This window comes from Streptomyces lichenis (genome assembly GCF_023218175.1).
In the GTDB taxonomy this organism is placed as follows: Bacteria; Actinomycetota; Actinomycetes; order Streptomycetales; family Streptomycetaceae; genus Streptomyces; species Streptomyces lichenis.
Genome location: NZ_JALPTH010000014.1, coordinates 142,206 through 154,898, shown reverse-complemented (window position 1 = coordinate 154,898; position 12,693 = coordinate 142,206). Strand labels below are relative to the sequence as shown.

Annotated in this window: 13 protein-coding genes; 10 read left to right on the top strand and 3 right to left on the bottom strand. The window is 74.7% G+C overall.

Annotated elements, in window-relative coordinates; all coding sequences use genetic code 11:
• Positions 1-93 precede the first annotated feature (93 nt).
• Entirely contained in the window at positions 94-615 is a 522-nt protein-coding gene (locus tag M1O15_RS16210) for a pyridoxamine 5'-phosphate oxidase family protein (protein WP_372499482.1), read from the top strand.
• A gap of 147 nt (positions 616-762) precedes the next feature.
• Positions 763-1,641, top strand: coding sequence for a universal stress protein (locus tag M1O15_RS16205; protein ID WP_248634551.1), 879 nt, complete (start codon positions 763-765; stop codon positions 1,639-1,641).
• 34 nt (positions 1,642-1,675) lie between these two features.
• Here M1O15_RS16205 and M1O15_RS16200 read toward each other — a convergent pair whose 3' ends face one another.
• On the bottom strand, positions 1,676-3,406 hold the full coding sequence (locus tag M1O15_RS16200; protein ID WP_443735619.1) for a GAF domain-containing sensor histidine kinase: 1,731 nt from the start codon (positions 3,404-3,406) through the stop codon (positions 1,676-1,678).
• 341 nt (positions 3,407-3,747) lie between these two features.
• Entirely contained in the window at positions 3,748-4,473 is a 726-nt protein-coding gene (locus M1O15_RS16195; protein WP_248634550.1) for a response regulator, read from the bottom strand.
• 325 nt (positions 4,474-4,798) lie between these two features.
• Between M1O15_RS16195 and M1O15_RS16190 the strand changes: the two genes are divergently transcribed.
• From M1O15_RS16190 to M1O15_RS16165, 6 genes are all read left to right on the top strand, one after another.
• A complete protein-coding gene (locus M1O15_RS16190; RefSeq protein WP_248634549.1) occupies positions 4,799-5,494 on the top strand; it encodes a CBS domain-containing protein in 696 nt (231 codons plus the stop codon).
• Positions 5,495-5,973: 479 nt separating this feature from the next.
• Complete coding sequence (locus M1O15_RS16185; protein ID WP_248634548.1) at positions 5,974-6,633, top strand: NADPH-dependent F420 reductase; 660 nt, start codon at positions 5,974-5,976, stop codon at positions 6,631-6,633.
• Between the two features lie 328 nt (positions 6,634-6,961).
• Positions 6,962-7,645 (top strand): tRNA-dependent cyclodipeptide synthase, encoded by a 684-nt coding sequence (locus tag M1O15_RS16180; RefSeq protein WP_248634547.1) that lies wholly within the window; start codon positions 6,962-6,964, stop codon positions 7,643-7,645.
• Positions 7,642-8,871 carry a cytochrome P450 gene (locus M1O15_RS16175; protein WP_248634546.1) on the top strand — a complete coding sequence of 410 codons (1,230 nt, stop codon included), beginning with the start codon at positions 7,642-7,644 and terminating at the stop codon, positions 8,869-8,871. Before M1O15_RS16180 ends, M1O15_RS16175 begins: the two co-directional genes overlap by 4 nt.
• Positions 8,868-9,650, top strand: a complete 783-nt coding sequence (locus tag M1O15_RS16170) for a class I SAM-dependent methyltransferase (protein WP_248634545.1) — start codon at positions 8,868-8,870, stop codon at positions 9,648-9,650. The genes M1O15_RS16175 and M1O15_RS16170 overlap by 4 nt, the downstream gene beginning before the upstream one ends.
• A 162-nt stretch (positions 9,651-9,812) precedes the next feature.
• On the top strand, positions 9,813-10,052 hold the full coding sequence (locus tag M1O15_RS16165; RefSeq protein WP_248634544.1) for a DUF5133 domain-containing protein: 240 nt from the start codon (positions 9,813-9,815) through the stop codon (positions 10,050-10,052).
• A gap of 374 nt (positions 10,053-10,426) precedes the next feature.
• On the opposite strand, the gene cynR is transcribed toward M1O15_RS16165, so the two are convergent.
• Positions 10,427-11,332, bottom strand: a complete 906-nt coding sequence (gene cynR / locus M1O15_RS16160; RefSeq protein WP_248634543.1) for a transcriptional regulator CynR — start codon at positions 11,330-11,332, stop codon at positions 10,427-10,429.
• 127 nt (positions 11,333-11,459) lie between these two features.
• Here cynR and M1O15_RS16155 point away from each other — a divergent pair, with 127 nt between their 5' ends.
• Positions 11,460-12,050 carry a carbonic anhydrase gene (locus M1O15_RS16155; protein ID WP_248634542.1) on the top strand — a complete coding sequence of 197 codons (591 nt, stop codon included), beginning with the start codon at positions 11,460-11,462 and terminating at the stop codon, positions 12,048-12,050.
• 56 nt (positions 12,051-12,106) lie between these two features.
• Entirely contained in the window at positions 12,107-12,577 is a 471-nt protein-coding gene (gene cynS / locus M1O15_RS16150) for a cyanase (RefSeq protein WP_248634589.1), read from the top strand.
• Positions 12,578-12,693: the final 116 nt, after the last annotated feature.

The following is a 12,693-nucleotide window of genomic DNA, read 5'->3' as shown; positions in this document are numbered from 1 at the left end:
GTACGCGGCGTCGGCCATGGCGCGGCCGCCGAGGACCGTCCGGAAGTGACCGGTGTGACCATGGAGAAGCCCGTGACCGGGGGTCCGACGCCCTTGCCCGTCGACACGCGCGCCGCCGGCGATCCGGCCCCGCGCCGGATGGTGCCGCTGGGACGGGACGAGGCCCTGCGGCTGCTGGGCGGTGTCTCCCTGGGCCGGGTGGTCTTCACCGAGCACGCGCTGCCGGCCGTGCGGCCGGTCAACCACCTGGTGGACGGCGCCGACGTGGTGATCCGGGTGCACGACGGCGCCACCCTGGCCTCGCTGGGCGCCCCGGACGGCACCCCGGGCGCGGTGGTGGCCTACGAGGCCGACCTCATCGACCCGGTGAGCCATCTGGGCTGGAGCGTGGTGGTGACCGGCTACGCCCATCTGGTCCGGGAGCAGGCCGCCCTGGAGCGCTACGCGGCCCGGCTGCGCCCGTGGGTGGACCGCCCGATGACGGCGGCCCTGCGCATCCGCCCCGACCTGGTGACCGGCTTCCGGCTGGAGGCGGCGCGGGCGGCACCCCGTACCGGGACGGCCGCCGGCCTCGTACCGGGCGCGCCTCCCGGCCGGGCGCCGGGCGCCGCCTGACCCCCGGCCGAGTGGGCCGGTCGGCCGGGCGGGCAGGGCCGGTCGGCCCTCCCGGCGCACACCCGTGCGAACGGATGCTGAGGTCGTGGGGCGGACGTCACCAGGCCCCGCGGAGACGACAGCGGGACTCACAGGTAGGGAACGGGCATGGTGGACACGGTGATCACGGCCGGGGTGGACGGTTCGGGCGAGAGCATGGCGGCGGTGGACTGGGCGGCCGACGAGGCCGTGCGGCACGGTGTGCCGCTGCGGCTGGTGCACGCCTGGCTCTGGCAGCCGGTGGACGTGCCGATCGTGCAGGACCGCGATGTGCAGGAGCGCGCCGCGCACGGCATTCTGCGCGACGCCCAGACGCGGGCCGCGCAGCGCCACCCGGAGCTGGAGTGCACCGCGGCGGTGGTCGACGACACGGCGGTGTCGGCGCTGCTGCGCGAGGCGGGGCGGGGCCGCACCCTGGTGCTGGGCACGCGCGGGCACGGGCGGCTGCTGGGCTTCCTACTGGGGTCCTACGGGCAGCAGGTGATCGCGGCGGCCGAGGGCCCCGTGGTCTCGGTCCGCGCCGCGGCCCCGGACGACGCCCGCCCGGCCGAGGGCGGCGAGATCCTCGTCGGGCAGCAGGGCAGCCCGCGGGAGAGCGCCGACGTGCTGGAGTTCGCCTTCCGGGCCGCCGCCGCCCGGGGCGCCGGCGTGCGGGCGGTACGGGCCTGGAACCTGCCGCCGGTCCAGGCCTACGCGCTGGGCGGGCTGGAGGTGATGGACGAGGCCGGCGGGCCGGTCCCGTACGAGGAGAAGGCCCTGGCCGAGGCCCTGGCGCCCTGGCGGGACCGCTACCCGCACGTCCCGGTGGCCGAGCACGTCGAGCTGGGCAGCGCCGGGCAGGTACTGCTGTCGCAGTCCCCGGGCGCGCGGCTGGTGGTGGTCGGGCGCCGGGTCCGGCACGCGCCCGTCGGTGTCCGTATCGGCTCGGTCGCCCACGCGGTGCTGCACCACGCCCCCTGCCCGGTGGCCGTGGTCCCGCACAGCTGAGCCCCGTCGCGGCGGGCGCCGGCCACCCGAGGGGTCAGCCGCCGGCGGGGAGCGGGGCCCGCCACACCAGGCGGCTGCCGCCCCCGTCCCGCGCCGGTGCGATCGCGAAGGAGCCACCCACCCCGAGGGCGCGCTCCCCGAGGTTGGCCAGGCCGCTGCGCCGGCCGCCGTCGGGGATGCCCCGGCCGTCGTCCTCCACGGTGAGCACCACCTCGCCGGAGGCGGCGCGCAGCCCGATCTCCACCCGGGTGGCGTGGGCGTGCCGGGCGGCGTTGCTCAGCAGTTCGGTGAGCACCGCCACCACATGGTCCGCCACCGCCGGCGGGACATCGGTGTCCAGCAGGCCCTCCATGCTGAGCCGGGGCGGGAAGCCCAGCGCGGTGGCCGCCTCGCCGACCGCGCGCACCACCCGGGAGCGCAGCCCCGGCCCGCTGTCCTCACCGCGGTCGCGCAGCCCGAAGATGGTCGAGCGGATGATCTTGATGGTCTCGTCCAGGTCCCCGACGGCACGCTGCACCCGCTCGGCCGCGCCGGGGTGGTCGACCAGCCGGGCCGCGCTCTGCAGGGTCATCCCGGTGGCGAACAGCCGCTGGATGGCGAGGTCGTGCAGATCGCGGGCGATCCGGTCGCGGTCCTCCAGCAGCGCGAGCTGCTCCGCCTCGCTGCGGCGGTCCGCCAGTTCCAGGGCGACGGCGGCCTGCCCGGCGAAGGCGGCCAGCGGGTCCAGCTCCTCACCGGTGAAGACCGGCGCCCCGCTCGGCCGGGCGAGCAGCAGCACGCCGTGCGCCGCCTGCGGCCCGGTGCCCAGCGGCACCGCCACCGCCGGCCCCAGCCCCTCGGGGGCCCGGGGATCGGCGCCGTAGTCCGGGTCGGACGCCAGATCCGTACTGGCCACCGGGGCGCCTGTGCGATGGGCGGCGCCCGGCAGGGTGCCCTCGACGGGCAGCACCCACCCCTCCCGGCCCTGGTCTGGGCAGCCCTCGGCGTCGAGCGACAGCTCCACGACGAGCTGACCGGCCCCGGTGACCGGCACGGACACCTCCGACAGCCGGGCCTCGGTGATCTCCCCGGCCCAGCGGGCCATGAGCTCCAGCACCTGGGTGCGCGGGCTGCCGGAGAGTAGGTGGTGGGTGATCTCGGTACCGGCCTGGAGCCAGCGCCGCTGGCGCTGCGAGGACTGGTACAGGCGGGCGTTGTCGATCGCCACCCCGGCCGCCACCGACAGGGTGGCGATCACCGCCTCGTCCTCCTCGTCGAAGTCCCAGCCGCCCTTCTTGTCGGTGAGGTAGAGGTTGCCGAAGACCTCCTCGCGGACCCGGATCGGCACCCCGAGGAACGTCCGCATCGGCGGGTGCCCGGGCGGGAATCCATGGGAGGCGGGATGCGCCCCGAGCTCGGACAGGCGCAGCGGCTCGGGGCGGCGGATGATCTCGCCCAGGATGCCGTGACCGGACGGCAGCGGGCCGATCCGGGCGCCCTCCTCCTCGCTCAGCCCCACGGTCAGGAACTGCGACAGCCGCCGGCCGTCCGGGCCGATCACACCGAGTGCCCCGTAGCGCGCGTCGACCAGCTGTGCGGCGGTCTCCACGATGCGGCGCAGCACCTGGTCCAGATCGAGCCCCCGGCCGACGCCCACCACCGCTTCCAGCAGCTGGTGCACCCGGTCGCGGGTGCCCCGTACCGCGTCGATCCGGGTCTGCACCTCCGCCAGCAGCTCGTCCAGCCGCATCCCCGGCATCCTCGACACCGGCTCCTCCGCACCCACCGTGCGCTCCCTCCGCGATCACCACTCGTCGGAGTCAGCCTATCCACGCCGTCCGCACACCCGAGCGAGCACCCGGGCAAGGCCGCGGGCCGCCGGGCCGGGACGGCGGAAGGAGGGAAGGAGGGAGGCGCCGGAGGACGGCGACGGCCCTCCCTCGCGGCCGGGACCACCCGCCGCGGGCCGCCGGGCCGGGAACGGCGGAAGGGAGGGGGCGCCGGAAAACGACGGCCTCCCTCACGGCCGAGGCCACCGTGGCGAACGGCCCCGCCCGTACGGCCGGGCCGCGCGAGCGGGGCCGGACCCGCCCTCGGCCGGGACGGGTGTGCGGCGTGGGGGGTCGCTCAGTACCCCGGTCGCCGCGGGGAGCCGGTCGCCCCGCCGTCCTGTGCCGCCTCGGGCAGCTGGGTGGCGAGCACGGCCGCCTGCACCCGGCGTTCGACGCCCAGCTTGGCCAGCAGCCGGGAGATGTTGTTCTTGACGGTCTTCTCCGCGAGGTAGAGGCGCTTGCCGATCTCGCGGTTGGTCAGCCCCTCGCCGATCAGGGCCAGGATGTCCCGCTCCCGATCGGTCAGCCCGGCCAGTGCGGGCTGCTGCCGCTCCTCCTGCTGCGGCTGCCCGCCCCGCAGCCGGGCCATCACCCGGGCCGTGGCCCCCGGGTCCAGCAGGGACTGGCCCGAGGCCACCGCGCGCACCGCGGAGACCAGGTCGGTGCCGGTGATCTGCTTCAGCACATAGCCCGACGCCCCGGCCATGATGGCGTCCAACAGCGCCTCCTCGTCGTCGAAGGAGGTCAACATCAGACAGGCCAGCTCCGGCATGCGCGAGCGCAGTTCGCGGCAGACGCTCACCCCGTCGCCGTCGGGCAGCCGTACGTCGAGCACCGCGACATCGGGGCGGAGCGCCGGGATCCGGGTCAGCGCCTGCTCGGCGGTGCCCGCCTCCCCGACCACCGTCAGATCGGGCTCGGCGTCCAACAGGTCGTGCACTCCTCGGCGTACGACCTCGTGGTCGTCGAGCAGGAAGACCCTCACCGGTCCCCGCGTCGTGGTGGCGGCCTCGTCCGTCATCAAACAGCTCCGTCAGTCCCGGCTCGCTCCCCGCGGATGCGCGGGGGCTTCCTCTGAAGGGTGCCCGGCCACGGGGCGAATGACCAGGGCCGACCGGCCCCACCTGCCACTTCCGCACCATGATCGCGCTCACAGTGGGGCGTCGGGCACCGGCGGAGGGCCGCCTCCGGGGCCCCCACCGGCGGCCGGCGGCCGAGGGCGGGGACGGTCGGCCCCGGCGTATCCGGGACGAACGGCCCTCATCCCGTCCCGTATCGGATCTCCCCCTCCCGTGCCCCGACCGCGCACGATGGCCGGTACGGCGACGGGAGAAAGGAGTGCCGTGATGGACGCAGTGGACGACCGTCCCCGCACCGTGGGCGAGGTGATGAGCGCCGAGGTGGTCCAGGCGGGCCCGGGAACACCCTTCGAGGAGCTGGCCCGGCTGCTCACGGCCCACCGCATCAGCGGCGTGCCGGTCGTGGACGACGACGACAAGGTGGTGGGAGTGGTCTCGCGGACCGACCTCACCCGGGGGCGGACCGCCCGGAACGGCGGCCGCGGAAGCGCGGCCCGGCCGGCCGGCCTGCCGTTCCGGCGGGGCGGCCGGGCACGCGGGGCCTCGTCCTCCGCTCCGACGGCCGGGGCGGTGATGAGCGCGCCGGCGGTGACCGTCCACCCCGAGCAGCGTGTGGCGGACGCGGCGCGCCTGATGGAGCGCCGGCGGGTGGACCGGTTGCCGGTGGTGGACGAGGAGGACCGGCTCATCGGCATCGTCACCCGCCGGGACCTGCTGCGCGTCTTTCTGCGGTCCGACGAGGAGATCGGCGCCGAGGTGGCCAACCTGGTCCTCGCGGCGGTGCCGCCCGCCCTGCGGGACGGCATCCGGGTACGGGTACGGGAGGGCGTGGCCCGGCTGGAGTGCCCGCCCGCCCCCGGATGGGACACCACCGCCCTGGCCCGGGCCGTCTGGCGGGTGGACGGCGTGATCGGCGTCATGTGGGACCGGTCCACGCGGGCCGTGCCCCCGGTCCACTGCTGACGCCGGTGCCCTCGGCGGCGTCCTCCGCCGCCGAGGGCCTTCGCGGACCGCCGGCAGGGGGGATCGAAGGCGAAGTGGCCGCACGGGTCTCCACGAGCGCTTCGCCGGCCGGCAGAGGAGATGACCGGACCACCCCTCAGGGCCCCCGGAAGTCCTCGCGTTCCTCGTCGCCCCGGCCACCGCCCTGGCGCCGCGTCCGCTCCCGCGTACCGGCCCACCGGTGCGCTCCCGCCCGCTGCGGGACATCGCGGAGGGCACGCGACACGTCCCGCCGGTCCCCCCGCTCGTCCCCATCCCGGTCGCCGCGGTCGCCCTGCCGCTGTCCGAGGGCCCGACCCCGACGCAGACGCTGCTGCCGCGCCTGGTCGAGGAGCCGGTCGCCGGAGGCACCGGCACCCGGGCTTCGCCCTCGGCGGTTGACTGGGCGCCCACGCCTCCGCGCGCGGTCAACGGAGCGTCCCCCACGGAAGGACACCACCATGAAGATCGTCATCCTCGGCACCGGCGAAGTCTGCCGACTCCTCGCCCCGGCCTTCCTCTCCCTCGGTCACGAGGTCGTCGTCGGCACCCGTGATCCGGAGGCGACCATGGCGGGCAACCCCCGATACCGCCTGCTGGCCGCCCGCCATCCGGAACTGCGGCTGGTGTCCTTCGCGGCCGCCGCCGAGGCCGCCGACCGCTCCGGTCTGGTCGTCAACGCCATCTCCGGACCGGTCTGCCTGGCCGCCCTGATCCCGCTCGCCGAGAGCCTGACCGGCCAGGTCGTGATGGATGTGTCCAGCCCCTACGACTGGTCCCGGCCGGACGCGGTCCTGGACCCGGTCAACACGGACAGCCTCGGCGAGGCCGTCCAGCGCGCCCTGCCCGGCAGCCATGTGGTGAAGACGCTCAACACGCTGGCGGCGCAGGTGATGCCCGAGCCCGGCGCGGTCGGGCCCGACCACACGGTCTTCCTCAGCGGCGACGACGAGACGGCCAAGGCGCGGGTCGGCGACCTGCTGAGGGCCCTGGGGTGGCGGGACGTCCTCGACCTCGGAGGCATCGGCACGGCCCGCGCCACCGAGATGATGCTGCGCCTGTGGATCGACGCCTCGCGGGCCCTGGGCACCCACCTCCTCGGATTCAAGATCGTCCGCTGAGGCACCCGCCGTCCTCCCCGCCCGACTCCCCGGCCACAGCGGGCCGAGCGCGGTGCGGCGGATCCACCGGATCGGCGAATACAGACCGTGTCGCCTTCCTCACGCGAGTGCCATACTCGTCTCAGGCCAGCAGTACCCGGCCCCGGGCAGGCACCCGCCCAGGGGCCGAAGTCCATCGTCGTTCTCGGGCGTTCAGGCGTACGGACCCGGCTCGGTGACACGCCTCGTTCACCCATGGAGTGGCGCTCCTGTCGTACGGCCCGGTCTCCCGGCTCCGCAGACCCACGGTGACGGTTCGGCCCACCGCCTGGCACACAAGGAGTCCGTCGTGCCCTCATTCCACTTACGTCCCGTCGAGAACGGCGGGCGCTTCTTCAACGAACGACCCGACCACGCCCTCCTGGGCATCAGCCCCTGGAACGGCCGCTACAAGACCGCCTACATCGAGGACCTGGTCGGCTGGGCCTGCTCGCGCTTCCCGCGGGTGGACGTCATGATCCCCGGCTACGAGGCCGCCCACACCCTGGTGGCCGCGGGGCGCCCGCCCGCCTCGGCGGTCCGGCGGGCGAAACGATCCGTCAACCAGTTGCGCAACCCCGCCGAACGCGCCCTGGCACGCGCCGGGGTCCCGGACCCGGTGGCCCATGTGCACAGCTGGACCCGGCTGCTGACCAACGCCGACTACGCGACACGGCTCGCGGAGGTCCATGACGCCTACCGCCGCGACCCCCAGGTGCGCGGTGCCTGCCGGGAGACGGCCCGGGCCACCCTGGTCCGCGTCGGCTGCGCACTCCCGGGCCCCGAGGCACTGGACACCGCGGTGGGCTACCCGCTGGCGGAACTCCCGCTCACCCTGGACTCCCCGGCCATCTTCCAGGTGCCCACCTCCCTCTTCCTCTACCACCGGGAGATGGAGCTGCTGCGCCCGTTCATCACCGGCACCACCGACGCCCTGCGCCCCGGCTCCGGCCAGGGGTACGCCATCGTGGAACCGATCGGAGCCGACCGATGACCGCCTCCTCCCCGTCCGACCCCCGACTGCCCCTGCGCTACCCCTTCCCCCTGGGCGACAACGGCCGGCTGCCGCCGCTCATCCGGTGGGCGCAGCGCAACCGGCCGGTCTGCCCGGTCGCCATGCCCAGCGGCGCGCGGATGTGGATGCTGACCCGCAGGGACGACATCGCGCAGGTCTTCGCCGACCCGCGGTTCAGCCGCGACCTGGACGACCCGGCCGTCCCCCGGATCGCGGGCCAGGACATCACCACCATCAGCCGGGGGCTGTTCAGCCTGGACCCGCCGGACCACACCCGGGTCAAGTCGGTGGTGTCCGGCTTCTTCACCCGCCGGGCCGTCCGGCGCTACGAGGAGCTGGTCGCCGGGCACGCCACCGCGCTGCTGGACGCCATGGACGACGGCCTGAACCCCTGCGACCTGGTGGCCGCCTACACCGCCCCGCTCCAGATGCGGGTGATGCGCGAAGTCCTGGGCGTACCGGAGGAGTTGTACGAGGAGCACCAGCGGGTCTTCCCCTCCGCCTCCAGCATCACCGCGGGTCCCGAGGAGACGTCCGCCGAGACCGAGGAGATCAAGGCCTTCACCGCCCGGGTGATCACCGCCCGCCGCGACCTGCCGCCCCGCGACGACCCCATGGGGGCCCTGCTGCGCGCCGCCGACGAGGGCGCGATCAGCGAGCAGGAGATGTTCGGCACCGCGTTCGTGCTGTTCTTCACCGGCTCCGACGCCATCATCGCGCCCACCACCACCGGGGCCATGATCCTGATCCTCAACCCGTCCCAGCTGCGGCCCGTGCTGGACGACCCCGGCCTGTGGCCCAAGGCGGCCGAGGAGGTGCTGCGCTACTTCCACAACGGGGTGCTGGGCTTCCCGGTCGTCACCCGCGAGGACGTCGAGCTGCACGGAGTGACCATCGCCGCCGGGGACGCGGTGGTCGCCTCCATGCAGGCCGCCACCTGGGACCCGAGGCATGTGAACAACCCGGAGAAGTTCAACGTCCGCCGCCGGGAGGACGCCGCCGCCACCTTCGGGGCCGGGCCGCACTACTGCCTCGGCGCCCAGCTGGCCCGCCTCTACCTGGCCACCGCCCTGCGCCTGCTCTTCGAACGCCACCCGTCCCTGCGGCTGGCCGTGGCCGAGCAGGACGTCCCCTGGCGCAACGACATCATGTTCGTCCGCCCCGTGGCCCTGCCCGTCTCCTGGAGCGAGGAGCCCCGCGCGTGAACGACGGCCCCGACTCCTTCGACGACCTGGCCGAGGCCTACGCCGGCAGCGCCGACGAACTCCCCTTCCGCCGGGACATCGAGATCCCCTCCCTGCTCACCGCGCTCGGTGACCTGACCGGCCGCCGGGTGCTGGACCTCGGCTGCGGCCCCGGGCTGCACAGCCGGCTGCTGGCACGGGCCGGCGCCCGTGTCACCGGCACCGACGCCTCCCCGGGGATGATCGCCTGGGCCCGGCGGCAGGAGGCCCGAGAACCCCTCGGCATCACTTACGAGGTGGCAGACGCCGGCGCCACCGAACCCCCCGGCCGCGACTTCGACACCGTCCTCGCCGTCTACGTCCTGCCCTACGCCGACACCCCGGACGCCCTCCTCGCCATGTGCCGCACCGCCCGCACCGCGCTCTCCCGCCGCGGCGGCACCCTCCTCGCCGCCACCCTCAACCCCGACTACGCCACCACCCCCGGCTACTACCGCCGCTACGGATTCGACCTCACCGCCCACCGCCCCCACGACCCCGCCCGCACCCCCGTCCCGGACCCGCGCGACGGCGACACCATCGCCCTGCGCACCTGGATGGTCGGCCGGCACTTCGACGTCACCGCCCGCTACTGGAGCGCCGCCACCCACGAACTTGCCCTGCGCACCGCCGGCTTCACCGACATCACCTGGCAACGCCCCACCGCCGGACCCGACGCCGACCACACCGCCCTCGCCGGCTACCTGGCCACCCCCCACGCCCTCCTGCTCACCGCCCGGGCGACCCCCACCCCCGCCTGACCCCTGCCCTTCCCGGCCGAGGGACGGCAGCCACGGAACGAAGACCGCCCCCCTCGGAGCGAAGAACAGGGCCATACACCGGGCATGTCGTTTTCGGCCTCCCGGAACAGGGGCACTCCGGTGCATCGAGCGGCCCATGTACGGCCGGAAAGAGGTGTACTGATGCTGAGGGCGCACCCCGCCACGCTGCGGAACCTGGTCGAGCGGTACGAGGCGCTGCGGAGGCTGCCCGCCGAGGCGGGTCCGGGCGGGGCGGAGGCGCGGCAGCGGCTGGAGGACGCCGCCTACACGCTGTGCGTCACGATGGGCACCCGCGACCCCGAGGCGGCGCTGTCGGCCGCCCGGGCGCGGCTGTCCGCCGACGCTACCCTGCCGACCAGCCGGGGGACAGGGCCGCGATGACCGAGGCCGTCCCGCCGACGCTGCACGGGCGCGCACCGGCAGCTCCACACCGAGCTGCTGGGATGAGTGACCCCCCGCGGGCCGGACGCAGCGGGTGCGGCGGCTGGTGACGGCAGTCACCTCCTGGTAGCCAACTCCTCGTAACCGAGCCCTCGTAGCCGACCCTTGCCAGGCAGACCCGGGGAGGCGTCCCGGTTGGCACGGCCGGTTCGGGGTGCCGTCCGCCCCGGGCTGCCGCCTCACCACCGGCACCGCTGACGACCCCTGGTCACCCCTTCCAGCCGGCCGGAACCGGCTCTCCTGCGGCGGTCTGCCCGCCCACGGCCCGGTGGAGCCCGGCGCCAACCACCTCTCCTGGTTCTCGGCGACCCGGTTCAGCCGGAGGTGATGTCGTGCGTGCGGGCCCAGTCGGCGGCTCGGTGGCCGAAGGCGCGGGCGGCGGCGCTCCGGTACGTGCTCCGGCGGCAGAGGAGGGTGACGGTGCGGGAGGGGAGTGCGGGGTCGAGGGGGATCGGGGTCAGCTGGGGGTGGTCGTGGGTGACGGCGTCGGGCAGGACGGTGGCGAGCGGGGCGCGGGTGACGATCTCGGTGAGGGCGTTGACCGAGTCGGCCTCCACCGCGATCCGCGGCTGTACGTGGTGCTCGGCGAAGTACCGGTCGATGTGCCGGCGGGTGGCGAAGTCGCCGCGCAGCAGCGCGAGTCGGTGGTCGCCGAGTTCGGCGACGGGCAGCGGGCCGGGGTGCTGCCCGTCGGGGTGGCGGGGGCCCACGACGAGGCCGAGGGTCTCGGTGAACAGCGCGGTGGCCTCGATGCCCGGGAGATGGTCACCGGCGAAGGCGATGCCGAGGTCGAGCCGGTCGTCCAGGAGGTCGGCCTCGATGCGGTCCTGGGTCATCTCGCGCACGTCCAGGGTGATGCCGGGGTGGCGGGCGTGGAAGTCGGCGACCAGCGGGCCGGTGAGGTAGGCGGTGAAGGTGGGGGTGACGGCGAGGCGGAGGTGCCCGCGGGAGAGGTCCCGCACGTCCAGCACCGCCCGCTCGCCCGCCGCGAGGTCCCGTAGCGCGCTCCGGGCGTAGTGGACGTAGGCGCTCCCCGCGTCGGTGAGGCGGATGGCGCGGGCGGTGCGGTCGAGGAGCTGGACCCCGAGGGCCTTCTCCAGCTGCCTGATCTGCTGGGAGAGGGTGGGCTGGGAGACGCGCAGCTCCTCGGCGGCGCGGGTGAAGTTGGCGTGCTCGGCGACTGCGAGCAGATAGCGCAGATGACGCAGTTCCGGCTTCATGCCCCGACTATAGACGAGCTCAATAGCTACCCGTGTCACTACGTCTTGGACGCTATACCTCCAGCTCAGGCAGAGTGAATGACGTCAGCCCACCCACCGACCACCCGATCGAAGGGAGTGAGGGGCCATGCGTCATCTCGCCCGGGGAATCGGCCGCTTCCAGCAAGAGGTCTTCCCTGCCAGGTCCGGGGCCTTCGCCCATCTGGCCACCCACCACGCACCGCACACGCTGTTCATCGGCTGCTCCGACGCCCGCGTGGTGCCGGAACTGATCACCCAGAGCGATCCGGGGGAGCTGTTCGTCATCCGCACGGCCGGCAACCTCGTACCCGCCTACGCCCCCCGCCCGGACGGCATCGCCGCCAGCATCGAGTACGCGGTCGCCGCCCTGGGCGTGCGGGACATCGTGGTCTGCGGGCACTCCGCTTGCGGCGCGATGACCGCCCTGGCCGAGGGCCACGACCTGGGCACGATGCCGACGACCGCGGACTGGCTGCGCCACGCGGACGCGGCCAGGGCCCGTACCACCGCTCCGGGAGTGGACGCCCTGGTACGGAGCAACGTCCGCGCCCAGCTGGCGAACCTGGTCACCCACCCGTCGGTGGCCCGTGCCCTGGAGCAGGGCGCGGTCGGGCTGCACGGCTGGAGCTACGACATCGGCAGCGGCCGCGTGGAGGAACTCACCCCCACCGCCCAGCCGGCCGCCTCCCCGGTCTGACCCTGCCCTCCCCTCACTCTCCTCATCCCTCCCTCCCCCGAAGGAAGACCCGTCTCATGGTGCACGCCCAGTTCGACAACACCGCCCGCCAGGCCCTGGCCACCAAGGCCGTCGACGCCAAGATCCGCAAGGACCTGACCTGGCAGCAGGTCGCCGACGCCGCCGGCCTGTCGGTCGCCTTCGTCACCGCCGCCGTACTCGGTCAGCACCCGCTGCCCGAGGCCTCGGCCCAGGCCGTCACCGAACTCCTCGGCCTGGACGCCGACGACGCGCTGACGCTCCAGACCATCCCGACCCGCGGCTCGATCCCCGACCGCGTGCCGACCGACCCGACCATCTACCGCTTCTACGAGATGCTCCAGGTCTACGGCACCACGCTCAAGGCCCTGGTGCACGAGCAGCTGGGCGACGGCATCATCTCCGCGATCAACTTCAAGCTCGACGTGAGGAAGGTCGCCGACCCCGAGGGCGGCGAGCGCGCCGTCATCACCCTGGACGGCAAGTACCTCCCCACCAAGCCCTTCTGAGCCACCGCGACCGCCCGAGCCCGCCGCGCGACGCCGGCGAGCCGGCCGGTGGTGACCGGAGCACCCCCGCGGGTGCGCGGCCGACCCTTCCCGCCGGGGCGCCGGCGGGAAGTCGC

Excerpts from the sequence above, each read along its gene's own strand:
- M1O15_RS16205 (WP_248634551.1), top strand. The coding sequence starts at position 763 with ATGGTGGACACGGTGATCACGGCCGGGGTGGACGGTTCGGGCGAGAGC.
- M1O15_RS16195 (WP_248634550.1), bottom strand. The coding sequence starts at position 4,473 with ATGACGGACGAGGCCGCCACCACGACGCGGGGACCGGTGAGGGTCTTC.
- M1O15_RS16190 (WP_248634549.1), top strand. The coding sequence starts at position 4,799 with ATGGACGCAGTGGACGACCGTCCCCGCACCGTGGGCGAGGTGATGAGC.
- M1O15_RS16185 (WP_248634548.1), top strand. The coding sequence starts at position 5,974 with ATGAAGATCGTCATCCTCGGCACCGGCGAAGTCTGCCGACTCCTCGCC.
- M1O15_RS16175 (WP_248634546.1), top strand. The coding sequence starts at position 7,642 with ATGACCGCCTCCTCCCCGTCCGACCCCCGACTGCCCCTGCGCTACCCC.
- M1O15_RS16165 (WP_248634544.1), top strand. The coding sequence starts at position 9,813 with ATGCTGAGGGCGCACCCCGCCACGCTGCGGAACCTGGTCGAGCGGTAC.
- cynR (WP_248634543.1), bottom strand. The coding sequence starts at position 11,332 with ATGAAGCCGGAACTGCGTCATCTGCGCTATCTGCTCGCAGTCGCCGAG.
- M1O15_RS16155 (WP_248634542.1), top strand. The coding sequence starts at position 11,460 with ATGCGTCATCTCGCCCGGGGAATCGGCCGCTTCCAGCAAGAGGTCTTC.
- cynS (WP_248634589.1), top strand. The coding sequence starts at position 12,107 with ATGGTGCACGCCCAGTTCGACAACACCGCCCGCCAGGCCCTGGCCACC.